Raw genomic sequence first — 24,687 nt, 5'->3', positions numbered from 1 at the left:
GGATGGCGCAAGAAGCTGTCAAAATACGGAATATCAGCGTACGTTTTGCCTGCCAGTTATTTGTAGTGAGCGAAAGTTGCTATCGTTATCAAGCATCAATGTATTTACCACGTCGTTGATTCACAATCCCTAAAAGACCATCCGCACGGTAGCGGACTAATTTACACATAGAGTGCATTGTACGATCCAAATACTATTTTTCTTTTTGCCACTGTATTATTTTATTTTTATTATTAATTAACTGGTGCATTCCTGAAATTAATTCCTTTACTTCCTCACCAGTATTCGAACCTGGTGAAAAGGGCAGCATTACGGTTATGCGGCTGAACAGCTACGCGCACCTGGGTGCGTTTAACATTCCAGAAGGCACGCCAAAGGCAAGCGTAGAGCGATTCAACAATAAGGTCTATGTACTGTCCGAGAAGCCAGACAAGCGCCTGGCTGGATTGTGGATCGGCCGCGATGCTAACGGTAGGGAAGGAATTTGTGGTTACATCAATAACAGTATGCGAATTCAAAAGTGCTACTTTATTTTGTATAGAGAAAAATAAAAATTCATGAACGGCCAGAGCATAATATATTGAGCAATGTCCTTTGTTAATTAAAGCAGCATCTAGCTTGATTCAGTCAGCTTTTAAACTTGAAAGACTGTAGAAGCATTGTTTATGATTGAAAAGTACTAAGAGTCGCTCAAAAAAATAGTAATGCCGATTTTGTCTTTGAAAGCGGACCCGCTGAAGGAAAAACTGTTGATTTTCTATTTACAACAAACACAGGAAAACAAGAAGAAATACTCAAATTTAATCAATACGTTGCAAATAATAACTGGTCCAGAAATGTAAAACAAATAACTGACCATCTAGGAAAAGCTGATATTGTGCCAATAGATACAACAGCCTTAAATGCTCAAAATAAAGCTAAACTGATAGAATATTTAAATACTTTATCAAATGAACAAAAAAAGAAAATAATTTTATTAGAGAGGTAATTAATATGGCCGGTATTTTTTATTTTGGAGAAAAGCTAGGTGTAGGGCTTGGAACTCCTAGGCTTTCTATTTTAGTCAATGAGTTAGAGCAGGAATTAAAATCCTATCCAGACGTTCTAGATAAGGTAATGGATTTTTATAACTGTGATTCATCAGTAGATTTTTCAATATTATCTGTAACTGATTATAATATATGCTATAACGCATTAGTTAATATCGTTAACACGATAAAATTAAAAGGTCATATAAATAAACAGTGGATAGTTGACCTTTGGGATAATGAAATGAAGGAAAAAATGCAAGCGTCACCATTATACCAAATAGAAAGTTGAATATGAGTAAAAAGCCACCCCAAAGTTGGTGTCCAACTTTTGGGGTGCTGAAGACTTAACACCGGATATAGGCTTTCGCTCCGCAGGGATAGTCCATAATGCTTTGTCAAAATCAATCTCAGACCAACGAGCGTAACGAAGTTCACTCGAACGAATGAAAACTAATAAATTCAACATGATCGCTAAGCGAGTAACGGCCCGTCCTTTATAAGCATCGATACGGGCAATGAGTTCAGGTAGTCGATCAAGATTAAGGGCCGGTCGATGTTGGCGCTGTACTGTCGTCACAGCCCCTGCGGTATCAATGGCAGGGTTATATACCAATATTTCACCTACTGACAACTCATAATATCTAGCTCTTTCATTAAGTTACCGGTAAGATAACGGCTCATTTTGACACCGTACTGAGTCGTGACTATCGTGGCAAGAGTCCTTGCGCCAGCGAGCCGCCACTTAAGTTCCAAGCGTCTTTGACTAATTAACTGGGGTAATATTAACGCTACCCTTTGTGTCATGGCAAAACCAGGGGGAGACAGTGAATGCAAATGGTTTTACGGTTCAATTTCCAATTACGTTGAGGTTTTATATTAATGACCGTGTTATTGATGGACAGTTGTCTATTGCAGCGATGGGCCTTGGTGGCTATGTACGCGCCTTTACAGCATCGCGAACCACTCCGCAACATACATCGTGGACATTGAGTGATTCATCAGTACCAATGCGGCTGGCTGCTTCTCAATTAAACATAGGATCTTCTTGTATCACCATGACCAGTACAGGGCAAGCTGGTACGGTTAATTTACGTCATGGGCATTTAAATACCTTAAATTATGACAGTGTCGTGACAGAAAAAGTCACCTATACCTGTAAATTTTCAGCCTCAACCAGGGTGAAGCTACGTCTTGATTATGCCACTGACAGCGACCCAAAGAAACGTCTACCAATGATTAGTAGTCAAAATGGTGATAATAAAATCTATAGCGACTTGACCATGACCGATGAAAAAACCGGCGAAACCGATAAATATTTGAAAATCGAAATCAAAGATCTAAGAACTATTCATATTCAAGGAAACAACGCCGTAGCGGGTGAATATAAAGGCTCTGCGTGGTTAATTGCGACATTTGACTAGTTTTCCCATCAATACCTGTGATAACAAGGGCTGGCATAGAGCGAGGGAACAACTCGGAGTTTTGGTCAAAGAACTCCATTTTATCCCGTCTTTCTGACCCGTGTATTCAACATAGAGGCGGTATTTACGTGAAATACTTATCAAATTGTGACGAGAAATAGTTTTATTTATTATTTGCAATAAGCACAGCCGAAAAACTCAACTTAATCTCTTTATTTACAACAGTGTCCTCATTTTCCTCCTGCTAATTCAATAAAGCTACCTGTTACATACGAGGCCTCATCTGATAATAACCATGCTATAGCTTGAGCGACTTCTTCAGGTTGACCACCGCGCTTCATCGGTAAGTCATTTTTAACTCGATCAACGCGTGTGGCTTCACCACCGTCAGCATGCATATCGGTATAAATAAACCCGGGACGAACGGCATTAACACGAATGCCTTGAGCAGCAACTTCTAAAGACAAACCGATAGTAAGGGTATCAATCGCGCCTTTTGAAGCTGCATAATCTACATATTCGTGAGGCGCACCAAGACGTGATGCTGCTGAAGATACGTTCACGATGGCACCGCCCTGGCCACCATGACGAAATGCCATCCGTTTAATCGCTTCTCGTGCGCAGATGAAGCTTCCGCTGACATTGGTAGCAAATAGCTTAGCCAAACGCTGAGCATTCAGTTGTTCTATTGAAGCTTGAGGCATCAGCATTCCGGCATTGTTTACTAATCCAGAAATGGGGCCAAGCTCTTTATCTATCTGTTTGAATAATGAAATAATTTGCTCTTCCTCGGATATGTCAGCTTGTATAGCGATAGCTTTACCACCGGCATGCTGTATTCGTTCTACGACTTCGCGTGCATTGGCTTCACGTACTCGATATCCAACGCAAATTTTATGTCCCTTCTTTGCCAAATAGAGGGCAGTTGCTCGGCCAATTCCGCGATCACCACCAGTGATCAGGGTAATTTTATCATTCATGCTCTATTCTCTCAGTCTGAGTTTTATTTTTTGCTTATTTATCAGTATCAAAACAGTAATACACAGGCAAAACAGAGCCATCATGGCGAACACCCCCTTACCCGACCACTCTAAGAGTGCTCCACCTACAAATGGCCCCAAAGACAGACCGAGTACGACCAGAGTTGAGGCGCCTAAATAAGCCCCTCGATAGCTTTCTGGTGCAAGACGATCGAGCAAAATACTCAAAGTAGAGCGCAAAAATCAATGAACCAATCACAATGCGTTGTTCGAGATGCGTATTAGTAAGTAAAGGCACCAAATAGAGTAGCCAGCCCTCGCATTAGAAACGCGTATTAATGGCAAAAACATTGGGGTTGTTTTCAAACCTAAGCTTCTTACTAAAAAGCGGACAGTGCCATTGATTTTTTTTGGGGTTTTGGGGTTTATTCTCGTCAGTTGACCTTAATTTTCATTGAAAGGTATGGTTGAACTCTAAAACCCCCGTGCTGTACTACAGGGGTAGTCTCAGGATAACTACGGGCTATCAGTCAACTAGTTACTTAATCTTGTTGATAACGCTTATATCACTTACTGAAGAAACTAACAATCTGCTTTTGTCTAAAATCAGCAATATTTCTGAGTATTTTAAATTGGCGACACTTTTAGATGAAATAGATCAAGAGATAAGAACAGCAATTAAAGCCTAAATAAACCAACACGATTAACCAGCTAGAACACAGGATTTCCTCATTTCATACTTATGTCAAGGCTAAGTTAAGGTGTCCGCCTCTCAGCAAAGTTGAAATGTCCTGATTTATACCTGTATTATTAATGGATATGTCGGATTATCTTCTGGAGAAATACATTGTTAACGGTCTGGGGTCGTAAAACATCATCTAACGTACAAGCACTTATGTGGTGTATTGGAGAGTTAGGATTACCTTATCAGAGACATGATGTTGGGCATCGTTATGGTGGAACTGACACTGACGAATTTTATCGTTTGAATCCAAACCGTACTGTTCCTGTTCTACAAGATGGTTGTAATCCTCCATTATGGGAAACAGGCGCGATATTGAGATATCTTGCTAATCAATATGCAACAGGGTATTTCTGGCCTGATGATTTACTGGCGAGAACCGAAGTTGATCGTTGGATGGAATGGTCAAAGTTAAATATTGCACTGGCATTTACCGCTCCCATCTTTTGGCGCGTCGCTCGTACACCAAATGAATTGCAAGATGTAGAAGCAATTAGATTGGCAATTGACCAATTTGAAAATAATTTAATCATTGCCGAAGAGATATTAGCTGTCAGGAATTACCTCGCGTGTAAACATTTTTCATTGGCAGACATCCAATTTGGACATGTTTTATATCGTTATTATGATATTGATATAAAAAGAAAATCACTACCACATATAGAAGCTTATTATAAGCGTATTCTTAATAGGCCTGCATATCGTGAGCATGTCGCTATTTCGTATGATGAACTCAAACCAGCAAAATAGTACACATAATATTATTTTAAACTTTGCTTCCAAATATTTCTTCTGAACGAGTCTGAAGTTTTGTTAAAGCCTCAAGCATATCGTCATTACTGAGTGCGCGTTGAGTTTTTTTCTGTCGGTTTTTTATGTCTTCGAGATGAACCATTGCCCGCAGGAACGGCTTGAGAGTGTGTATTATCACGCTTATCTTGAACCATTTTTACTAGTTCTAATGTGCGACCTAAGCGTTTATTATCAACGATAGCGCCTTGGTCAACCTCTGACAGCCGATCATAAATAGAATAGGGGAGAACGCCACCATTTAAGCGGATCTCTTTTCGCCCATCGGGATAATGCCAAACATCAATGTATTCTCGAAAAATACTCGCTTTGTCACTGTACAAGGCAAGGGGTTTGCCATGTTTTTCTATATAGCCACGGGTTGCTTCAAAATAACTAAAGGTGGATTCAGATTTAACAAATCTTAATTGCATCAAAGCACTTGTTGCATCATCAACATAAACTAAAGCCGTACAAGCTGGCGCGCGATCTTCAAACCAATGGTGGTCACAACCATCAATTTGGATAAGCTCTCCAGTACAGGCTCTTCGGTAGCGAGGTTGCTGGATTTTAGGGGCTCGTTGTTTACGAGGAACCCACAAACCGGCTTTAATCATGAGTGTTCGAACAGTTTCTTTGGATAGATAAACATCATGTTGCTCAGCCAGCTTTTCACAAGCTAAAGTTGGACCAAAGTCATGATAATGTTCCCGAATAATCGTGAGTGCATATTCAGATAATCCAGAGGGAAGCTGATTATTGCTTGGTTTACCGCGTCGTTGGTTGGCAATCCCTAAAGGACCATCCTCACGATAGCGAACTAATAGCCGTCGGCATTGGCGAGCAGATATGCCTAATCGTTGTGCTGCCATTTTGGTTGGCAGGCGCTGGTCAATCACATCCTAGATCACTTTTAGTCGTTTAACATCTTCCAAGGTAAAAAACTCCGCTCTATAAGCCGTCATGTGAACCCCTTAATGGTGAGCCTACGTGACGGACATCTTAACTTAGCCCAGAGCGGACATTACAACTTTGCTATTACAACCAAGGTTCGCATAATGTGTATTATGTTAAATAGAATGTGAGAGCTAATAACTTTATAAATAGCCTCATTATCACTATCATTACCTCCTGATTTACTATGCGAAATAGCTACTGGTAGTTTAACCAGTGCTCCTAGTATTAGTGTATGCTTATATATATTTTTACTACCCTACCACGTAAATACGTTTGCCGGTAATATTGTTATTGGTGGTGGCGGAATTCATTGCGTAACCATGCAACAACCCGATTTCACAGCATTTATTACGAATAAACAAAGATATGACACAATTTAATACAAAAAGAGCCTCATTAGATACGTTATCTCCCGAAGATATCTGTGCTGTAATGAAATTTGAAGATGGTGACCCGAATGAAAACCCATGGGTTTTAGGAAAACCACCTACACTTAAAATTGAGATCCGTGACTATGATCCTATTTGGGCAACACTTTTTATACAAGAAAAAGCACGTATCCAAGCCGCACTAGGCGAAGCAGCACTACATATTGACCATATTGGCTCAACTGCGGTTCCAAATCTAGCAGCTAAACCTATTATTGATATTGACTTAATCGTTGAGGATCCTACTGCTGAGAACCGTTATATCCCTCAACTAACTGCCTTGGGGTATGTTCATACAATTCGCGAACCATCTTGGTATGAACACCGAATGCTATACCTTGATAAACCACAGGTTAATTTACATGTATTTGCACCTGGCTGCCCTGAACATTTACGTCATCAGTTATTCCGTGATTGGCTAATGACCCACCCTGACGATCTTGCTACCTATGCCGTCAGCAAAATGAAAGCAAAAGAAGGTGTTAATACAATGATGGATTACAATCAAAAGAAAAATGATACTATTCAAAAGATTTATGCAAAGCTATTTACCCATTTACAAAAAAATAGCTAAAAAGCGGAATGCATGCATAGAGTTATTCATCAATTTGATAAGCAAGATATAGGTCAATCGTCAGCTATTTTAGCGGATTTATTGCATAAAGAATGGTTCCTATTATTAGACATTAGCATTACGCTTCTACAATAATCTGCAACTACTCAGTTGATGCATAAATCCTTTGTCAAAAGGATCACCTTCAGACACTGATGCAATACCATATTTCTTTGTGAAATCTTCCTGCACATTTCCGTCTTTATAACGAAGTTCGACTTCTGAATGCAGTACACGGCCATCCGGTGTAACTGGTGGCTCAGTAGTCGCGAGCTTTAAAATTAGCTGAATGGGAGGTATTTTATAATTATCATCGCCCCACTCAGCTCATGCTGGTAAAACACGGTATGAAGTGTTAAAAAATAAGCTTGGTTTTTAAGGTTAAGTGTCAGCCGAGGTTCTGAGTGACACACAATCGGATGTTACGAAAATCCTGTACATCGGCTATACCGAGTAAATAAACTTTAGGGTTAGTCATAGTATTAACTTAACGTCCTGATTATTGATGAACTATAATTAATTTTAAAATCAACTTACGATAAGCTTAACGCATAATAACCGAAAGTTCTACGGAACCACGTGCTAAACCGGTTATCCCTGCCCCCTTTGAATATAACTCATATTCAAGAGTTTTCGTTATATTGACATTGTTTTCATTTGCGTTAATACGACCAAGCTCGACTATAGTCTGGTCTAAACGTATTGGTAATTTAGCCCCATTGTGGTGCACAAATAATTTTACATACGCAGCAGCTTGATTACTTGCGTTATTTAAATTGACATCAAAAGCATTACCAGAATAGAACTCTGGTTTAACGTTAGCTGAAATTCCGATATATGCGTCAACTTGATCCTTAAATTGGCTACAATTTATCGTCATAGGGCGTTGAACGGAAGCTAATAAAGTACCGTTGGCTGCACTAGAATCGTTAATACCAAAATTAATTTTATTCGGAGTCTGCAAGCTGCATGTTAGCCCAGAAACAGTGATATTTATCGCTTCTGTTTTGGATACTAGCATCTTCCAATTCCCTTCATAAAGGGTACGCCAGTCTTTAACAGAGGTACCTATATCGTGTTTTAAGTGATATGTGCCACCTTTTTGATTCCCAGTGCCATATATTAGCAAACGACCCGTTGTATATACATTATGTTGTATACTAATTTCAGGCGTTGTTTGATAAGGTTCAAAAATACAGTTTCTAGAATGTGGAAATTGATTCGTACCAGAACCCCAACCATTGAAATGCCCTGTTACAGTATCGATCTCTCGGTAAGGCCAGTCAATTCTTGTTCGTCTATCCGTAAAAGTAAACTCAGGAACTAGCATTAGGTCATTACTGATTGGCATTCCATATATACCATCAATTTCCATCAGACTATTCAGATGACATTGGTTGTATGAGCCATTGTAATAGTTGGTTAATGAAACATACGGAACTATTTCACCGATATTATCAGTTGTATTAACTTTTGAATGTGATGAAGAGTAATTACCAAATACTCCAACTAAACCACGACCATTAAATACCTTAACGTCCGCAGCTAATGTTGGCAAAGTTATACTTGTCAAAATGATTGCTAATAAAATCTTTTTCATCATATTACCCTAATGTCATAGAAACCGCTATGATCAACTCCTAAGATTATTATCATATCTTTACGCCCTCAATAATCTCTATGTATACTTTTAAAATAAATTGAATCCCATTTTCCAAGTAATCAATTATATAAGATTGATTACTACTGTATTGATATACGTTTAACCACAATGCTACATTATCTTTCAAACGATAATCCGTATGGTTAAATTATGAAAAACTATCGTCGTCTTTTTGTAGATTATCTCAATGCGGCAAAGTCAATATATGCATCTAAGTTACATATATTGACATAAATGGTTTAGCGGATAATTAATACCATCAAGGATTTTATCTCGATATTCAACATACTTTTCTTTAGGATTAATCACAGTATTAAATTTACCGTCATAATTATTGATGAACTATAATTAATTTTAAAATTAACTTACGATAAGCTTAACGCATAATAACCGAAAGTTCTACGGAACCACGTGCTAAACCGGTTATCCCTGCCCCCTTTGAATATAACTCATATTCAAGAGTTTTCGTTATATTGACATTGTTTTCATTTGCTTTAATACGACCAAGCTCGACCATAGTCTGGTCTAAACGTATCGGTAATTTAGCCCCATTGTGGTGAACAAATAATTTTACATACGCAGCAGCTCGATTACTTGAATTAATTAAATTAACGTCGTAATTATTCCCTGAATAGTACTCGGGTTTAACGTTAGCAGATATTCCAATATATGCATCAACTTGATCCTTAAATTGACTACAACTTATGGCTATCGGACGTTGAACAGATGCTAATAGAGTACCTGCTGCTGCATTCGAATCTTGAATACCAAAATTAATTTTATTCGGGGTCTGCAAGCTGCATGTTAGCCCAGAAACAGTGACATTGATGGGATCCGCTTTATCTACTAATTTTACCCATGACCCTTCATTAAGATTACGCCAGTCTTTGATCGAGGTGCCTATATTATCTTTTAAATAATACGTACCACTTTTTTGATTCCCAGTACCATATACTAGCAAGCGACCTGTTAGGAAAACCTCATGTTCGATAATAGTTTCTGGCGTTGTTTGATAAGGTTCAAAAATACAATTCCGATACCATGGAAATTGATTTGTACCTGAACCCCAGCCATTGAAATGCCCTGTTACTATATCGAATGGGGCAGGCCGAGGATAAATTAATCCCTTTCTTCGCTCATCTGTAAAAGTAAACTCAGGCACTAGCATTAGATCATTACTAATTGGTATTCCGTAAATACCATCAATTTGCATTAGAGCGGCTTGATAGCAAAGGTTATATGAACCATTGAAAGAATTGGTTAATGTAACATAGAAATAAGAATCTCCAACGTTACCGTATGTTACCATTTTGTTTTTTGCAGTGTAATTCCCAAACACTCCAACTAAGCCACGCCCATTGAACACCTTAACGTTTGCGGCTAATGATGACATTGTTATACTTGTCAAAATGATTGCGAATAAAATTTTTTTCATCATATTACTCAAATTAGTTATTGGCATGTAACAGTTAAATTACGCAGCGACGAGTAGGTGTTTTCAGTCGACTTACTCATATCAAATGGAACTTGACATTGCTCAGAGTTTGCTCTTCCCCATACTACTGATAATGTCCCTTTTTCAGGTAACCCGCTTATATATACACGACCATTTTCACCAACAATTCCTGATATTAAACTAGAACTATCTTGTTCTGATTGTTGTAGTGATGCTACAGCTCCCATTGGAATAGTTTTTGGACCCGTTAAGGTGAGCATCGCCTGATACCCTTTCAAGGTATTAAACTGAGTTTTAACTAAAGCGCCTTTTGTTGGATACACATTAACGGATGTTTCTTTACTTTCAACATCTGTTGGTAATGTATTAATATCTAGATTAATAATATTTTGGCTGTATTCCATCATATTAGGCACAATAGCGTAACCCCGAGAGTCAATAACGGCCATCCCATTATTGATACTTGTTCCCGCAGCATCTGGCGCATACACTACAGCAGCAGAATTACCAATGAACTGACCCAATGTAACCCCACCAGGGTGAATGACGGCAGCACCATTTCCATTCGCGTAAGTTAGCTGACTTTCGCGACTATAACTGTATCCGCCTCCCACATATCCTTTACTTCCTTGATAACCGACGTTAACCGAACTGGATAATTTTTGGTCTCGGTTATCACCACTTTCGCTTAATTGGTAAGTAAACTTATTATCTAGTAACTGCCCATTAACACCAAGCTGTTGGTAGGTTCTTCCGCTATTGTCGTGGCTTATCTGGAAGCTGCTACTAATATTTTCAATATTTTTATTATTTGAAAACAGACTAAATGGCACGCTAACGTTGAAGCTAATTTGGCGGTTTTCAGGCCAGTTTCCGTCACCTTGTGTACGGCTAATACTGTAATCAATACCATAAGATAAACCTTTATAGAAACCGCTATAACCAATCCCTAAGGTCGTTATCGTATCTTTACGTCCCCAATAATCACTACGCATACCTCTAAAATAAATTGAACCCCATTTACCAAGAGATTGGTTTATATAAGATTGAAAGCTACTACGTTGACGTCCGTTTAACCACGGTGCAACATTATCTTTCAAACGATAACCTGCATGGTTAAAGTCTGAAAAGCTATAATAGTCTTTTGTTGAGTACCTCAACGCGGTCAAGTCAATAGATGTACCAAAATCAGATAAGTTCTTTGAGTAACGAAGTCTGAAGGATTGACCTTGCTTATCTTCATTTCTAATTGTGGCATAGGCATGGGTAGCATCGATTGACATGGCACCAAATGAACCTAATGAGAAACCTGTACCAACAATACCAGTCCAGTAATGATTAGCCCCTAAAAAACCGGTATACAATGTGACCGCTTTGGGTAATCCGTATATGAGTGTCCCCATCAAGAAATTACTTTTTTTATTACCATCGGTTATGCCACCATTGTATTGACCCGCCGCAACTTCATATTTAAATGTTCCAGCTCGTTGCATTACGGGCAATGATGAGAATGCTTGAGTGAATACTCGAACAGAGCCATCTTCCTCATGAATTGAAACCTCCAAGTCCCCAGCTGTACCTGTTGGATAAAGGTCATTAATCACAAATGGTCCTGGTGCAACGTATGTTTGGTATATGGTATTACCATTTTGGCTTATAGTTATGCGGGAATTAGATGATGCAACGCCTCTAATTTGTGGCGCAAATCCCCTATCACCTCGTGCTAACATCTGCTCATTGGATAATAAACGAACCCCTTTTACTGGGACACTGTCAAGTACATCATTGAGTGTGCTCGTTTCACCCATTACAATTTCAGAACTTAAGTGCTGAATATCCCTTGAAACGGTTGTGTTATTAAAATCACTTTGGTGATTACGTACCGTCTTACCGTCAAATTTATTTTCATTTTCAAGGTAAAAATATTGGGAACGTAAACGCCACGCACCAAGATTTAATCCGCCTGTAATGTTGGCAAAAATAGAGTTATTTTTTGTTTTACCGCCAATTCCACCCGTAAATTCTTGTCGGCTCCCACTGACTTGATAGTTTAATATCAGGCCAGGTAAACCTTGGTCAAGAAGCTCTATCGGTACAGCACCTCTAGCCTTCTGGTTCATAGAGATTTGCGGGATATTTAAATTTAGTGTTAATTTTGAAACATCGAATTGAACTTGTGCATTTTCTATTACCGATGATAGAGAGGTAATTTTGTGAGTCGCAGGCATTCCTTTCAATATAGAATTACCTTGAATATTTACGCCGAACTCCTCTAACATAGCGGGAGTAAATTCAGGAACAATGTTACCTTCACCATCTTGTGTGAAATATATTTCCTTCTGGCCTATCTCCTCTTTATTTATTTTCATAGTAACTATGTAACGACCAGGAGCTACTGTATCAGAACGTGCAAATACAGATAAATCGATACTATCTTTATCTGTTCCTGCCGGCAGGTTTAAAAGAGCGGGATCAAAATAAGGCTCAGCACTAGTTACCCCCCCAAACAGACAAAACATAAGCGCTATTGAGATAGGTTTTAAGATAAATATTCTGTTGTTCATAATATACTCTCATCCAATACGCCAGTGCTCAGTTTTGTTATTAATCCATATTCATTTAAAGATTGCCAAGTAACCTCACCAGAAACAGATTGAGGTAATTCAATTTGGTTTTCACTAAATGGAGGAATACTGTCATCAATTAATTTCATTGGCACTTTATATGAACCAATAGTTAATGAGGTCAATGTTATTGAAAGAGCTGACGGGTTTTTGATCGTCAGTTTATTTTTATTTATAGAAAAACGCATTTTTTCCACTTCCTTGTCAATCCGTAATTCTTCAATTGCTTTAGGTCGATAAAGCATTTTTAAATAGAGTGTTGGAGTAACAATAAACTCCGAGGTGTTCTTATCTGATACTTCTGGAATAATTCTTAATGAAACATAAAATACACTTTCTCTATCTTTTGCTAAATTGCCATCAGCAACCCGTTGTATTTTCCAACTATAGCGAACGCCACTATCTAAACGATGTAATGGCGGTGTGATTAAAAAAATATCTGATTCTTTATTAATCAGTGGCTTCAACGTTTTTTCATTTGCAGCAATGATTTGAGACTGGACGAGTATTGCCTCGCTATTCGCATTCTCTAACATGGTTGAAACACCATTTTTTTCCGATTCTTTATAAACTATACGTTCAGGTGAAAATAACAAACCATTCATGATATCGGTATTTGCGAAAGACGATCCCATATAATAAACAAAAGAAACAATTAAAATAATGATTTTTTTAACTATTGACATGTTTTCCTCTCGCCTAATATTAGTGAAGCCGTATTATCTTCACTATCACCACCATAATCATTAACTGCTTTCCATACTATTTTACTCGACTGATTTACTTCACCAGTATTGTTTATTAAGTATCTGCTTTTGGGTGGAATTATTACTCCAGATATTTTCGGATACTGTTTATTATTTATTTTTAGAGAGCTTAATGTTATATGATATGGAGATGGATTTTCTATACATACATTCTTTTTATGTAAATAAAACTGTAGCCCTTTAATTGCATCTTCACTTGATTGTGTTAATCCATTGGGGCGATAAAATAGTTTTATAACTAAACGTGTACCTATCGATAACTTTGCCACCTGTTCTTCATTATTGTTAGTTGTAACACCTGGTATACCAATAACACTAAAATAAAATAAGGATTCTTTATCTTTAGGCAGTTGAGTTATCTTTTCTTCAGGCAAAATTTTCATTGCCTGCTGACTATTTGGATTCAATCGATATAGTGGTGGTGTAACTAAAAATACGCCTGATTCTTTCTGCCCAATAGGCGTATCAAACACCCCTGATTGAACTAAATATACACTGTCACTATCGTTTTTTAAGGTAATGGATTCTTGCGTTGAATCACCATTCCAAATAATTCTTGTTTGTTCTAATAGTAGCCCTGCATAAGCATTAGAAGATAAGTCTGTTAATAAAATTAAAGTACCAACCAAACAAAATAATGAAAATATGATTCTACGCATATTATATATCCTAGATTAGCTAGTCAGTGAGTACGGTGAATATCATTGACGCTTTAAAACTACCTTTTGTTATTTGATTCGTATCGTTACATTCACCGCAAGATAATGCTGTTGTCACTGTAAAGGTATCACCGATAGCATTACTAGAGTTAAGCCGGAAAAGAACATCACCATCTGTTTTCGCAATGTTATTAACTAATAACTTAATACCGACACCTTTTGAGGTTCCACTTTCTTTGAATAAAGGTTTTCCATTGAAAATTTCTGTTTGTCCAGATACAAAAATTTTGCTTTTAGATAAATCGCTAACATTTGTACATTTTGCTAGCTTCAAAGTTATATCTCGATTTAACTTTGTGGTTTCACCAGAATCGTTTTTGACAATATCAACTGGTGAAACTTTTTTGTAATCAATCACAGCTTCTGAAACATCAACTTCACAAGTCTTTTTATAAAAAGTCGCTTCAAAATCGACAGCAACAGTATTCACTTGTGCTAATACTGATTGGCAGAATACAATCGATACAAAAGATAAAATTAACCGCAGCACATTGGTATCCTCTTTTTTGAATTATGGCATTACAACGGTTAATAAAATTGATGCTTTTGCAGAACCCGCTGTAACGGTGCTATTGTCTGCTTGACGTACAAATCCGATGGTCATTGGTAAAGAACCTTTTGTACTTCCAGCAGGTAAATAAAAGCTTTCATTATTTTTTAAGGTTTTTCCCTTAGAGTAGAACCCTACCAACTCTGACACTTCGCCATTTTTCAGCATAAAACCAACCCCTTTTGCTCCAGCAGGGTTCTCTGTTAAAAATAGATTAGGGTCATTTGATACATCACCTGTTACCATTACTTCGGGCATCACCGTTGTTTCATAATCTCGACATTGGTATGAAAGTTTTATTGGCGTAATATCTACAGCATCATTTAATCTAAAATCTCCGACAACAGGACGACGAGTCATTTCGATATTTGATGGCGTTACCTCAATGTCACATTCACCAATACTTTGTATATCTGCAAGTATTTCTAGTTTATTTCCTGCAAAAGATTGCATTGTAGAAGCCATTAATAAACATGCGACTAAGGTGGATAATTTATGGTTTCGTATGTTCAACATAGCCCCCTAAATCATTAATAGTTACCCAAGTGATTGGGCCTGTATTCACAGTTGTCGGATAAATTATATTGCTAAAAGGCGCCACCATCGTGTTGTTCTTTTTAGCTGAAATATCTATATGCTTATTACCAACTTTTAAAGATGCTAATGTAATATAATAAGGAGAGTTGTTTGTGACTTGCACACCGCCTTGAACTGCTGAAAACGTCAAACTTTCTTGTGCTTTATCAGAAGTCTGAACTAACCCAGTTGGGCGATAAAATACTTTAATCACATTTTCTATTGCAATTTTTACATCACCTTTCATATTTGAAACATCCAACTCTGAATTTTTTTCACTGCGTGCGATTGCTCTTGCATGTAAGTAATAAATTGATTCACGATCTTTCGGTAAATTCATTGAGCTAGAGGTTTCAGTAATACGAACATCTCGCTGTTGTCCCGGCTTCAAATAGAGCATAGGAGGAAGAATATCAAATACCTTCTCTTGGGTAGAATCACTAGGTGTTTTCGTTAAATATACCTGAACCAGATATTCTTCGTTCTCTGTACTATTGCGAACAGTTACCGGAATAGATTGGCTATTTTGTGGAAAAACAATTCGAGTAGTATTAAGGCCTACCCCAGCAGCTGATAGTCCTGTAATTTCAAGACCAAATATCATCATTCCAATTATTGAGTATCTGATAGTTGACATCAAATTCATAATTTATCTCCAATAGTCATTCTATTAAGTAACAAGTAATAAATGAGATGGCCATTTCTGCCATCTCATTTAAATAATTATTATTCGTAGCTTACAGAGAATGTAATTGGAGCATCAATGCGTTGTGAAGCAGGAGTTCCTACTGTTGAATATAAGCCAACGTTCATTGCGATTGAAGCAGAAGAACCTTGAGCTAATCCAGTCACAGAAGTTAAATCAACACTTGTGTTAGGTTTAACTGGTTTAGAATCAGCAGTTAATTTAACACCAACAGTTGCATTTGCAGTGTTGTTGAAGTAATCACCATTCGCGTCCAATGCAGTTCCTTTAGCAAATAATTGAACTGATGCACCGGTTTGATCTTTGCTACAATTAGTTAATTGTAGAGTGAAGTCTTTTGCACTTGAAGCAATATCACCAGCTGCTGTAATATCCGCAGAAATGTGAGTACCTAAGTCAATATTAGGATTGCTAACACTTAAATCACAGGTTGCAGCTGCGATTTGACCTGAAACATTTACTTGAGCGTTTTGACCTGCAGAAGCAGCACCAGCGAATCCTAAGCCAGCAGCAACACATAGAGCAATCATATTTTTTTGATTAAACATAATAAGACCTTAAATATTTATTAATAATTGGGTGTAAGTTAATATTTATCCTACGATTACAACACCCTTTTTAATCGCAGGACTTAAATAGAAATGAATTGATTTCAACTTAATGAATAGGCTGATCGATTCTTTTCCTGTTTTCTTTTAAAGAAATTTATTTTTAAACTCTAAATTCATGTTTTCCATATACACTCATATTTCCATATTGACATCCACGTTTAATTAATTGAAAAAAACTTAACTTACTTAATTAACGGGATTGGCGAAGATTCTAATCCAAAAAAAATTTTTTTCTAGAGTGAATATTCATGCAGTGAGTAAGCAAATGTAATTGTCTTTTATTTTTAATAATTCAATCGTTAAATATTCTTCATTAAAAATGAGAGTTAAACGTTCAATTGTCCCTATAGTTGTTCTTAACTATAATTTAACACCCACTTAACTTGCTCATATTGTGCGCACCACCACCAATGAACAATAATCATATGAATAAAAAGACATTTTTAATCTTTTAACTTTAAAATGATTTGACTTAAAAAATTATCATCAACAAAAAAACAACACATAATGCATAATAAAAATTGAAACTCATAAACCCCGCTATTAAGGTTTAGTATTGAATTAAAAACAGATTTTTCTTAAAATTTTTTATTGTTTTATTGAAATATATGTTTACATTTATTTACTAACACATAAATATAATAACCTATTTTCTGAGTATTTTTTTAATTTAACTAGAATTTTTTTACTGCCAAATATCAGAATATATCCCTTAAGTATAAAATGATGTGTAAATACTCAATCCGTATCCTTAAATTTAAAAAAATCATATAGTGAAGTAATGTTACTATTATGTAGTGTATCGAAAGCATTTCTAGTTAGATAAGGTATTAGTAATCAGTTGCTAATACTCATGCTGTTGGACATTTCGCCTCAAATGAGTGTTTCGAGCTTTATGGGATATTTAAAAGGGAAAAGTAGCCTAATGCTTTATGAACAGTTCGGCGATTTAAAGTTTAAATATCGTAAAAGAGAATTTTGGTGCGGAGGATACTCTGTTGATACGGTGGGTAAGAATACGAAACGAATACAAGAATACATAAAACATCAATTAGAACAGGATAAATTGGGTAAACAATTGTCGACCCCTTATCTATGTACCGTGTTTTGAATCAAGTCATAAACCGGAGCTACGTGGCATTGCAAGATGGCGAGATGTTTTTGGCTGAGAAAAATCTAATACCGTATAAATATCACATACGCATACCTCTCCCGATACGTTTAGCCGCAGTACAATATCTCATCTCGCTTGGTCACTTAATAATTTGAATAATTGTAATGGTTCCACATCCACTTCTTTATCATGTTATCAATTTATACCAACCTAACATATACGTTAATTCATATATATGTGAGTGTTAAATATTAGCGGCGAGTTATCGCCGCTATCAACATTAATACTCAGAGAGATGGATAATCTGTATACCCTTCTGCGCCACCACCATAAAAGCTTTCAGGGCGCTGAGGATTGAGTGCAGCTTTATTTTTAAGGCGAACGACGAGATCAGGGTTAGCAATAAAATCACGACCAAATGCAACAGCATCAATCAACCCTTTCTCGATTAAATTTTCTGCCTTTTCTGTAGTGTAAGCGCCAGCACCAATGATCACACCGTGGAAGCGTTCACGCACTTTTTGACGGAAATCATCAGTATATGGTTGACCGCCCGCCCAATCAGGTTCAGACAGATGCAAATAGGCAATATGACGTTTGTCTAGCTCTTCAATGAGATACAGGGCATCGTCAACTTCATTCGGCCCATTATCGGTATTTTGAAATGTACCTATAGGTGAGATACGGATCCCAATATGTTCAGCCCCCCATTCCGCACAAACTGCATCAACAACATCTAAAAGAAAACGAGCACGATTTTCCCTTGTTCCACCATATTGGTCAGTACGGTGATTCGCGGATGGAGAGAGAAATTGATGCAGTAAATAACCGTGAGCAGCATGCAATTCAGCCATATCAAAACCTGCTTCCCGTGCATTAACAACCGCTTGACGGAAGTCATTAACGATCGCTGGAATTTCTTCTGTTTCTAATGCACGAGGCATGGATGTATCGACACGGATAGCACGGCCATTTTCATCGCGTAATGATGTCCGTGTTCCTGCACTTATTGCTGAAGGTGCGACGGGAGCTAACCCATTAGGCTGAAGGCTAACATGAGAAATTCGCCCGGTATGCCACAATTGAACAGCAATACGCCCTCCTGCTTCATGAACCGTTGAAGTGATTTTTTTCCATGCAGCGATTTGCTCGGCGCTATGTAGCCCTGGAGCTCCGGCATAGCCTTTTGATTGTGCAGAAATTTGAGTCGCCTCTGAAATGATCAACCCAGCGGTGGCACGTTGGCGATAATATTCCACCATTAATGGAGTCGGAATATCGCCGGGTTCAATGCTACGTAAACGGGTTAGTGGTGCCATAAAAATACGATTTGGTGCGGTTAGTGTACCCACTTTAAGAGGTGTAAATAGTTTTTTCTGTGACATAAAAGCTCCAGATTAGACCGGTCGACTAGTAATTGAGTAAATAAAAACGCCTATTAACTTTCAGGCGCTGCAATCATTTTTTCCACATAGGCCAGTGCGCTTTCCATCGGCTTATTACTACGCGATATTTTTGCCTGTAAATTTGCACCTAACCATAAAGAATAAAGAACCCGTGCGATAGATAGCGACTCCCCTGAAAAATTCAGTGATTTTTCATCACGCCCATTTTCCAGTGTTTGTGCCAGTAGCGCGATGACTTGGCTCACACCTTGATCCATCGCAATGTTCATATCTTCTGATAGATCACATACCTCTGCTGATAACTTCACCGTCAAACAGCCTGTTGTATGATCAAACTGGCAAGTGTTGTTTAACATTTTTCCATAATAGGCAAGTAAACGATCACGATAATTACCTGCTCCATGCTCGAAGTGCTTCACCAACTTTTGTAGATAGCCGGCGTAATAGTGCTCTAACATCGCAACACCAAAAGCTTCTTTAGAGCGGAAATAATGATAAAACGACCCTTTTGGTACTTCTGCCGTTTTTAGCAACTCACTTAGCCCCATTCCAGTAAAACCACGCTGAAGACAAAGGCGCTCACCAGTGACAAGAAGATGTTCCCGGGTATCATGTTCAGTCTTTCTGTTCATATCGACAATGTAATAGACCGATCGGTCTGATGCAAGATTTATTTTGTTTATTATACATGACAAAATTATTAACTCTGAAAATATCACAGGTTTTCAAAGGTAAAATTTTTTATTTGTACTACTCGTGGTAGCATGGGCGTGTATTAAACGCGCCAGTATTTTGAAAATGTAATACTGTAATTACCCAAATCCTCATTCTGCCATATTCTGATTTGTTGATAACTTATTAGTGTATGATCCTGTTGATAAAATTAATAACAAAGACACTAAAACTAATATGAATTTTGAACATATTGATACTAGCATACTGCAACAAGTTAAATCCGCCTGTCAGCTCATTGACAAACACCTTGGCGAGATACTAAATAGTATTTACCTTTATGGCTCCACATTACATGGTGGCCTAAAACCTCTTAGTGATATTGACTTACTCGTTACTGTCGATGCCCCTCTTTCAGAGCAGCAACGTCAACAATTGATGAGCGAACTTTTAACGGTTTCGGCTTGGCCAGGTTCCGATCCAAAACAACGCGCGTTAGAGGTAACAGTCTTACTTAATGAATCAGTTAAGAAATGGCATTACCCTCCTCGCCGTGAATTACAATTTGGCGAGTGGCTTAGAGATGATATTGTTTCAGGGATATTTGAGCCGCCTCAAATCGACCCTGATATCGCTATTTTACTGACTAAAGTTCACCAGCACAGCATTGCAATACTAGGTAACGATGCTGCTCACTCTTTTCCGCCTATTCCGTTCAGTGATTTATCAAAAGCGCTAAAAGCGACACTAGAACAATGGAACGATCAGGACGACTGGGAACATGATGAATGTAATATTATTCTCGCCTTAGCACGCATTTTGTATACCTTGTCGACACAAAAAATTGCCTCCAAATCAGAGGCTGCGGATTGGTTATTACATAGGATTAATACCCCCTCACACTATCAATTGTTGTCAGCGGCACAACGAACCTATTTAACCGGTGAGACCTTTGATGTTTCAAACTCAAAAGCAATCGAAGATTTTATTCTTACAATAAAATCTCAATGTGAAGAGCGGCTTGCAAAGTAAAAACTCAAAAAAATCATTTCTATGGCGTTTATATGATACAAAAACACAAGGGCTAGCAAAAATGCGCCCTCATAGTTGCTGACGGTTATGATTATCCAACCGACTCGTCAGATATTGATGATTGGATTACTTGTGGTGGAAATTATGATGAATGGGATATCGCACCATTCATCCACTGTATTAATGACAAAATTGCTTAAGGTAAATTTAATTATATCCTCTTAGGTTACCCTTTTGCAAAAGCACATCCTGCATTAGCTAATAAAATTTCATATGCCTTATTTTAGAAACCCCATTAGATATCACTTTATCTCGACGCATTTTACGGAACCGCCAAAACGCAATTCGCCATGAAATTTTTGCAAATATCAGCGAATAGTTTCGCGGCCTTCTTATGTTGCGATACAGAAAAGAGAAAAAACGACAGTGATTACATTATTGACGGTATGTTACCCTTAGAAGAAATAGTGAAATTGATCTTAGAAAAGATCTCTTAAAATACAAAATAGCATAACAAATGTGACAGCGTCACTAATGTGGCTGGCTGATTGTCTAAGAGCCAGCCTTATGATTGCGTGCCTTCATTCCAACATGGGAGTATAGTAGTCGCTTCGATTGGATTGATATCACCGTTTTTATTATGGAATTAACTCCTTTAGTGAAAAATATTCGACAGATCCTAGCCACAGATACACCAATAATTGATGTTCGCGCGCCTATTGAATTTAAACAAGGCTCAATGCCAGCAGCTCATAATTTGCCTTTAATGAATGATGCAGAGCGTGCAGCCGTTGGGACCTGTTACAAACAGCAAGGTTCGAAAAAAGCTGTCGAATTAGGCCACCAATTGGTTAATGGTGCCATTCGCTCAGAACGACTAGCCGCATGGCATAAAGCTTGCCAACAATTTCCCCAAGGCTATATCTGCTGTGCTCGAGGTGGCATGCGTTCACACATTGTTCAGCAATGGCTACGTGAAATCGGTATTGAATACCCATTAATTGTTGGTGGTTATAAAGCCTTACGACAGACAGTTATTGAGTTAACGAAAGAGTTAGTACAACGACCGATTGTCCTTATTGGTGGGTGTACTGGTAGCGGAAAAACGACAATGGTACGTAAACTGCCGGATGGTATTGATCTTGAGGGTATCGCTCATCATAGAGGCTCTTCTTTTGGTCGCACACTACAACAGCAATATTCGCAAGCTACATTTGAAAATCATCTTGCTGTTGAACTGCTGAAAAAATCACAACAATATTCCCGCTGGGTCATCGAAGATGAAGGCCGTGCAATTGGTGCAAATAGCCTCCCTCAACCTTTACGTACCCAAATGGCACAAGCATCATTAGTGGTCGTTGAAGATCCATTTGAATTACGCTTAGAGCGGCTTAAAGCTGAGTATTTTGATCGTATGACTCACGACTTTTTAAGTACTTATGGTGAAGAGCAAGGCTGGGAGGCTTACAGTGAATACTTGCATCATGGCATATCGGCAATTCGTCGTCGTTTAGGCACACAACGCGCGGCAGAACTCAGCACCTTGCTAGATAGCGCATTAATCGAACAACAAAAAAGTGGCTCAACAGAGGCCCATTTTGCTTGGTTATGCCCCCTACTTCATGAATATTACGACCCAATGTACCACTATCAACTCGAGAAAAAACAAGATCGAATTATATATCGTGGTTGCTATGAGGATGTTTTACAGTGGCTTACCGCTAATGCGTTTTAAAAGAAATGAGCCTACTTACAGAGCCAATCTCATCCCTCTGTAAGTAGTAATAAGTTCTATTGGTCAATTCAAGGTAGTACAGTTAACGGAAACCTCGCCGATGGTTATGTGTTGACCAACTGTATGTTTCATCACTAGCAGCTAACTTATCTTTCCTTTTTTGTGCCCTCGCTTTTTTCGCTGCTAATTCAACTTCCCTTGATATTTCAGCAACAATTTCATTTTTTACCCTACTGTGCTCCGCATTGGTTAATTCACGCCCCAATTTCTTTCTCTCTTGACCGAGCCGCGTATTTACTCTAACCCGTTGAGCATCGGTCATTTCTTGCAGCGTTAACATTTTCATTGGTTCACCTCTGTCATCGCGTAGGAGTTAATAATATAGCACTCAAACTGCTAAAAAGGTGGTCATATAGATCAATTTTACGATATCAATCATTCTTTTTCTGATGGCCTTATTGACCCTAGCTTGATAAATACCCGTGATTTTTTAAAAGCAAAGCAATGGGATTTTTATTAATGCCAAACCAAAAAATACTTAAGTGATATTTATTTTTCACCCTCTTTGAGAGTTAAATAAATTTATACTTTAGTAAATGAAAATAAATATACCGCCTAGTTGAGTAAAGGCTATTGATATCGAATTTTATCGGCGTTACGGTTAAGTGATTGATATCACTAGCACAGCATGAGGTTTAATTTAATGCGATATTTAGCAATTTTAATTATAGGTTCAATTACAACCTCTGCTTATGCTGATAATATCTATTTGAAAAATGGAGATTCTCTGTCAGGAATGATAAGTATTATTGATGATAATAAGGTGCTTATTAAAACCAGTTATGCTGGAGAATTAAGGGTCAAACTAAATGATATAAAGACATTTGATATTGATGAACCGGTCGTTATCAAACTGCGTTCTCCAGATAAATGGCAACAAATCGATGCAATTGAAGCGTCAAAAGAAGGCGAAATAATCCTAATTAGTGGTGATAAGCATCAAAAAATGAGAATTAACGATGATTTGGTTTTAAGTAAAAAACTAGAGGGTACTCCCCTAAAACAAACAAAAATCACGGGTGGAATAAATGCAGGCGCTACCTATAATAAAGGGGCCTCAAGCAGTGAGAAATATTCATTCGATGCCAATATGCAAATATCGGCGAAAGATTGGCGCCATGGATTAAATGGTGCAATGCTCCGGAATAAAGATGACCATAACGTCAGTAGTTATTACTACAATTTAGGTTATGAATTAGACTATTTTATTAATCCATCTTTCTTCTGGCGTGGCTCACTTAATTATCAACATGATTGGATCGAAGACATAAAATCCAAAGGTGGTGTTGGCACAGGCCCTGGTTGGCAAGTATGGAATACCGAGCTAAGTTCGCTTTCATTTACTGGCCTTCTCAGTTATCAACACATGACATATCGCAATGGGGTCAATGATAATTATATGCAAGGGTCATTGGCTTGGGATTTTAACCAATACCTATTTGCTAAAACAATAAGCATCTACACCAAAGGTCGTATTGGTCGAGGATTTAATAATGATGTGAGCCTCGATTTAAATGCTCGACTTGGCATGATGTATCACTTAACCGATGGACTAAATTTGAATGCCAGTATTATTAGAGAAAAAATCAATGCAGATAAAGGTGATTCTAACAATACCAACTATACCATCGGTGTTGGATATAAATGGTAACTGCTATCATTGTTTATCGTATACATACGATGTTTACACTGAGTGATATTTAGTTAATATCTGTTATGTTGGATCTTAGGCTAATCAACTGATAATTCATAGCTATTGCCATCAGCATCTTCAGCGATAAGTTCGCCATAACCATCCCATTCAACATCAACATCCACTTCTTCACCATCTGAATTAGTTATTATACCTGTTCCGTATTTCCCTTGAATATCAATATTCCCGCTGACACTTTCACCATAATCATCTGTTCCAGAAACATCATAATTATACCCATATGGTGAACCTGTACCATAACGATAATTGTAGAGGTAATCATCAGCATATACGATGCCAGAAAAAAAGAATGTTAATATAAAAAGAAAATAGCCCTTCATT

23 protein-coding genes and 6 pseudogenes are annotated in these 24,687 nt (G+C 37.7%); 10 read left to right on the top strand and 19 right to left on the bottom strand.

What is annotated here, in order from left to right:
- Positions 1-694 precede the first annotated feature (694 nt).
- Together PR833_RS20435 and PR833_RS11230 are read left to right on the top strand one after the other, a co-directional pair.
- A pseudogene (locus PR833_RS20435) lies at positions 695-988 on the top strand (hypothetical protein); the annotation flags it as partial.
- Between the two features lie 5 nt (positions 989-993).
- The gene (locus PR833_RS11230) at positions 994-1,320 is read left to right on the top strand and encodes a hypothetical protein (RefSeq protein ID WP_272526115.1); all 327 of its coding nucleotides are present in this window, start codon (positions 994-996) and stop codon (positions 1,318-1,320) included.
- Between the two features lie 48 nt (positions 1,321-1,368).
- On the opposite strand, the pseudogene PR833_RS11225 reads toward PR833_RS11230, so the two are convergent.
- Together PR833_RS11225 and PR833_RS11220 are read right to left on the bottom strand one after the other, a co-directional pair.
- Positions 1,369-1,647 (bottom strand): annotated as a pseudogene (locus tag PR833_RS11225) (tyrosine-type recombinase/integrase); the annotation flags it as partial.
- Between the two features lie 5 nt (positions 1,648-1,652).
- Positions 1,653-1,835: a hypothetical protein gene (locus tag PR833_RS11220; RefSeq protein ID WP_272526114.1), complete on the bottom strand. Its 183-nt coding sequence runs from the start codon at positions 1,833-1,835 to the stop codon at positions 1,653-1,655.
- 20 nt (positions 1,836-1,855) lie between these two features.
- On the opposite strand from PR833_RS11220, the gene PR833_RS11215 reads away from it, so the two are divergent.
- A complete protein-coding gene (locus PR833_RS11215) occupies positions 1,856-2,452 on the top strand; it encodes a hypothetical protein (RefSeq protein WP_272526113.1) in 597 nt (198 codons plus the stop codon).
- 230 nt (positions 2,453-2,682) lie between these two features.
- Here the strand turns inward: PR833_RS11215 and PR833_RS11210 are convergent, their stop codons facing one another.
- Positions 2,683-3,432, bottom strand: coding sequence for an SDR family oxidoreductase (locus PR833_RS11210; RefSeq protein WP_272526112.1), 750 nt, complete (start codon positions 3,430-3,432; stop codon positions 2,683-2,685).
- Between the two features lie 3 nt (positions 3,433-3,435).
- Positions 3,436-3,672, bottom strand: coding sequence for a hypothetical protein (locus PR833_RS11205; protein ID WP_272526111.1), 237 nt, complete (start codon positions 3,670-3,672; stop codon positions 3,436-3,438).
- A 607-nt stretch (positions 3,673-4,279) separates the two neighbouring features.
- On the opposite strand from PR833_RS11205, the gene PR833_RS11200 reads away from it, so the two are divergent.
- Positions 4,280-4,924, top strand: a complete 645-nt coding sequence (locus PR833_RS11200; RefSeq protein ID WP_272526110.1) for a glutathione S-transferase family protein — start codon at positions 4,280-4,282, stop codon at positions 4,922-4,924.
- 16 nt (positions 4,925-4,940) lie between these two features.
- Here PR833_RS11200 and PR833_RS11195 read toward each other — a convergent pair.
- Positions 4,941-5,862 (bottom strand): annotated as a pseudogene (locus tag PR833_RS11195) (ISNCY family transposase).
- A 424-nt stretch (positions 5,863-6,286) separates the two neighbouring features.
- On the opposite strand from PR833_RS11195, the gene PR833_RS11190 reads away from it, so the two are divergent.
- A complete protein-coding gene (locus PR833_RS11190) occupies positions 6,287-6,922 on the top strand; it encodes a GrpB family protein (protein ID WP_014655982.1) in 636 nt (211 codons plus the stop codon).
- Between the two features lie 317 nt (positions 6,923-7,239).
- Positions 7,240-7,365: pseudogene (locus PR833_RS20430) on the top strand (IS481 family transposase); the annotation flags it as partial.
- A gap of 140 nt (positions 7,366-7,505) precedes the next feature.
- Here the strand turns inward: PR833_RS20430 and PR833_RS11185 are convergent.
- The 9 genes from PR833_RS11185 to PR833_RS11145 form a co-directional block, all read right to left on the bottom strand.
- Positions 7,506-8,561 (bottom strand): hypothetical protein, encoded by a 1,056-nt coding sequence (locus PR833_RS11185; RefSeq protein WP_014655981.1) that lies wholly within the window; start codon positions 8,559-8,561, stop codon positions 7,506-7,508.
- Between the two features lie 439 nt (positions 8,562-9,000).
- Positions 9,001-10,062 (bottom strand): hypothetical protein, encoded by a 1,062-nt coding sequence (locus PR833_RS11180; protein WP_223854778.1) that lies wholly within the window; start codon positions 10,060-10,062, stop codon positions 9,001-9,003.
- Between the two features lie 14 nt (positions 10,063-10,076).
- On the bottom strand, positions 10,077-12,644 hold the full coding sequence (locus PR833_RS11175; protein ID WP_061064026.1) for a fimbria/pilus outer membrane usher protein: 2,568 nt from the start codon (positions 12,642-12,644) through the stop codon (positions 10,077-10,079).
- Positions 12,641-13,390, bottom strand: a complete 750-nt coding sequence (locus tag PR833_RS11170; protein WP_272526109.1) for a fimbrial biogenesis chaperone — start codon at positions 13,388-13,390, stop codon at positions 12,641-12,643. Before PR833_RS11170 ends, PR833_RS11175 begins: the two co-directional genes overlap by 4 nt.
- Positions 13,381-14,130 (bottom strand): fimbrial biogenesis chaperone, encoded by a 750-nt coding sequence (locus PR833_RS11165; RefSeq protein ID WP_014658390.1) that lies wholly within the window; start codon positions 14,128-14,130, stop codon positions 13,381-13,383. The genes PR833_RS11170 and PR833_RS11165 overlap by 10 nt, the downstream gene beginning before the upstream one ends.
- Positions 14,131-14,149: 19 nt before the next feature.
- Complete coding sequence (locus tag PR833_RS11160) at positions 14,150-14,680, bottom strand: fimbrial protein (RefSeq protein ID WP_014658389.1); 531 nt, start codon at positions 14,678-14,680, stop codon at positions 14,150-14,152.
- 21 nt (positions 14,681-14,701) lie between these two features.
- Positions 14,702-15,193 carry a fimbrial protein gene (locus PR833_RS11155; protein WP_223854776.1) on the bottom strand — a complete coding sequence of 164 codons (492 nt, stop codon included), beginning with the start codon at positions 15,191-15,193 and terminating at the stop codon, positions 14,702-14,704.
- Between the two features lie 40 nt (positions 15,194-15,233).
- Complete coding sequence (locus PR833_RS11150) at positions 15,234-15,962, bottom strand: fimbrial biogenesis chaperone (protein WP_004919944.1); 729 nt, start codon at positions 15,960-15,962, stop codon at positions 15,234-15,236.
- An 80-nt stretch (positions 15,963-16,042) separates the two neighbouring features.
- Positions 16,043-16,570, bottom strand: coding sequence for a fimbrial protein (locus PR833_RS11145; protein WP_004919941.1), 528 nt, complete (start codon positions 16,568-16,570; stop codon positions 16,043-16,045).
- Between the two features lie 910 nt (positions 16,571-17,480).
- Between PR833_RS11145 and tnpA the strand changes: the two are divergent.
- Positions 17,481-17,744 (top strand): annotated as a pseudogene (gene tnpA, locus PR833_RS11140) (IS200/IS605 family transposase); the annotation flags it as partial.
- A 9-nt stretch (positions 17,745-17,753) separates the two neighbouring features.
- Here tnpA and PR833_RS11135 read toward each other — a convergent pair.
- From PR833_RS11135 to PR833_RS11125, 3 genes and pseudogenes are all read right to left on the bottom strand, one after another.
- Positions 17,754-17,870, bottom strand: a pseudogene (locus tag PR833_RS11135) (ArsR family transcriptional regulator); the annotation flags it as partial.
- Between the two features lie 164 nt (positions 17,871-18,034).
- Complete coding sequence (locus tag PR833_RS11130; RefSeq protein WP_150375531.1) at positions 18,035-19,132, bottom strand: alkene reductase; 1,098 nt, start codon at positions 19,130-19,132, stop codon at positions 18,035-18,037.
- A 53-nt stretch (positions 19,133-19,185) separates the two neighbouring features.
- Positions 19,186-19,785, bottom strand: coding sequence for a TetR/AcrR family transcriptional regulator (locus tag PR833_RS11125; RefSeq protein WP_061064028.1), 600 nt, complete (start codon positions 19,783-19,785; stop codon positions 19,186-19,188).
- Positions 19,786-20,062: 277 nt separating this feature from the next.
- Here PR833_RS11125 and aadA36 point away from each other — a divergent pair, with 277 nt between their 5' ends.
- Both aadA36 and mnmH read left to right on the top strand, forming a co-directional pair.
- Positions 20,063-20,857 (top strand): ANT(3'')-I family aminoglycoside nucleotidyltransferase AadA36, encoded by a 795-nt coding sequence (gene aadA36 / locus PR833_RS11120; protein ID WP_071821194.1) that lies wholly within the window; start codon positions 20,063-20,065, stop codon positions 20,855-20,857.
- Positions 20,858-21,497: 640 nt separating this feature from the next.
- Positions 21,498-22,592 (top strand): tRNA 2-selenouridine(34) synthase MnmH, encoded by a 1,095-nt coding sequence (gene mnmH, locus PR833_RS11115; protein ID WP_004919920.1) that lies wholly within the window; start codon positions 21,498-21,500, stop codon positions 22,590-22,592.
- A gap of 82 nt (positions 22,593-22,674) precedes the next feature.
- On the opposite strand, the gene PR833_RS11110 is transcribed toward mnmH, so the two are convergent.
- Positions 22,675-22,938, bottom strand: a complete 264-nt coding sequence (locus tag PR833_RS11110) for a DUF3811 domain-containing protein (RefSeq protein ID WP_014658383.1) — start codon at positions 22,936-22,938, stop codon at positions 22,675-22,677.
- A 357-nt stretch (positions 22,939-23,295) separates the two neighbouring features.
- Between PR833_RS11110 and PR833_RS11105 the strand changes: the two genes are divergently transcribed.
- Positions 23,296-24,303, top strand: a complete 1,008-nt coding sequence (locus PR833_RS11105) for a DUF481 domain-containing protein (RefSeq protein WP_040133142.1) — start codon at positions 23,296-23,298, stop codon at positions 24,301-24,303.
- 80 nt (positions 24,304-24,383) lie between these two features.
- Here PR833_RS11105 and PR833_RS11100 read toward each other — a convergent pair whose 3' ends face one another.
- A complete protein-coding gene (locus PR833_RS11100) occupies positions 24,384-24,686 on the bottom strand; it encodes a hypothetical protein (RefSeq protein WP_004919911.1) in 303 nt (100 codons plus the stop codon).
- Position 24,687 lies beyond the last annotated feature (1 nt).

Source organism: Providencia sp. PROV189 (assembly GCF_028480065.1).
Lineage (GTDB): Bacteria > Pseudomonadota > Gammaproteobacteria > Enterobacterales > Enterobacteriaceae > Providencia > Providencia stuartii.
The sequence above is the reverse complement of the archived record's forward strand: the minus strand, read 5'-3'. Positions and strand labels throughout refer to the sequence as shown.

Excerpts from the sequence above, each read along its gene's own strand:
- PR833_RS11210 (WP_272526112.1), bottom strand. The coding sequence starts at position 3,432 with ATGAATGATAAAATTACCCTGATCACTGGTGGTGATCGCGGAATTGGC.
- PR833_RS11165 (WP_014658390.1), bottom strand. The coding sequence starts at position 14,130 with ATGCGTAGAATCATATTTTCATTATTTTGTTTGGTTGGTACTTTAATT.
- PR833_RS11145 (WP_004919941.1), bottom strand. The coding sequence starts at position 16,570 with ATGTTTAATCAAAAAAATATGATTGCTCTATGTGTTGCTGCTGGCTTA.
- PR833_RS11130 (WP_150375531.1), bottom strand. The coding sequence starts at position 19,132 with ATGTCACAGAAAAAACTATTTACACCTCTTAAAGTGGGTACACTAACC.
- PR833_RS11185 (WP_014655981.1), bottom strand. The coding sequence starts at position 8,561 with ATGAAAAAGATTTTATTAGCAATCATTTTGACAAGTATAACTTTGCCA.
- PR833_RS11170 (WP_272526109.1), bottom strand. The coding sequence starts at position 13,390 with ATGTCAATAGTTAAAAAAATCATTATTTTAATTGTTTCTTTTGTTTAT.
- PR833_RS11190 (WP_014655982.1), top strand. The coding sequence starts at position 6,287 with ATGACACAATTTAATACAAAAAGAGCCTCATTAGATACGTTATCTCCC.
- aadA36 (WP_071821194.1), top strand. The coding sequence starts at position 20,063 with ATGAATTTTGAACATATTGATACTAGCATACTGCAACAAGTTAAATCC.
- PR833_RS11175 (WP_061064026.1), bottom strand. The coding sequence starts at position 12,644 with ATGAACAACAGAATATTTATCTTAAAACCTATCTCAATAGCGCTTATG.
- PR833_RS11110 (WP_014658383.1), bottom strand. The coding sequence starts at position 22,938 with ATGAAAATGTTAACGCTGCAAGAAATGACCGATGCTCAACGGGTTAGA.
- PR833_RS11100 (WP_004919911.1), bottom strand. The coding sequence starts at position 24,686 with ATGAAGGGCTATTTTCTTTTTATATTAACATTCTTTTTTTCTGGCATC.
- PR833_RS11105 (WP_040133142.1), top strand. The coding sequence starts at position 23,296 with ATGCGATATTTAGCAATTTTAATTATAGGTTCAATTACAACCTCTGCT.
- PR833_RS11230 (WP_272526115.1), top strand. The coding sequence starts at position 994 with ATGGCCGGTATTTTTTATTTTGGAGAAAAGCTAGGTGTAGGGCTTGGA.
- PR833_RS11150 (WP_004919944.1), bottom strand. The coding sequence starts at position 15,962 with ATGAATTTGATGTCAACTATCAGATACTCAATAATTGGAATGATGATA.
- PR833_RS11155 (WP_223854776.1), bottom strand. The coding sequence starts at position 15,193 with ATGCAATCTTTTGCAGGAAATAAACTAGAAATACTTGCAGATATACAA.
- PR833_RS11180 (WP_223854778.1), bottom strand. The coding sequence starts at position 10,062 with ATGATGAAAAAAATTTTATTCGCAATCATTTTGACAAGTATAACAATG.
- PR833_RS11220 (WP_272526114.1), bottom strand. The coding sequence starts at position 1,835 with ATGACACAAAGGGTAGCGTTAATATTACCCCAGTTAATTAGTCAAAGA.
- PR833_RS11125 (WP_061064028.1), bottom strand. The coding sequence starts at position 19,785 with ATGAACAGAAAGACTGAACATGATACCCGGGAACATCTTCTTGTCACT.
- mnmH (WP_004919920.1), top strand. The coding sequence starts at position 21,498 with ATGGAATTAACTCCTTTAGTGAAAAATATTCGACAGATCCTAGCCACA.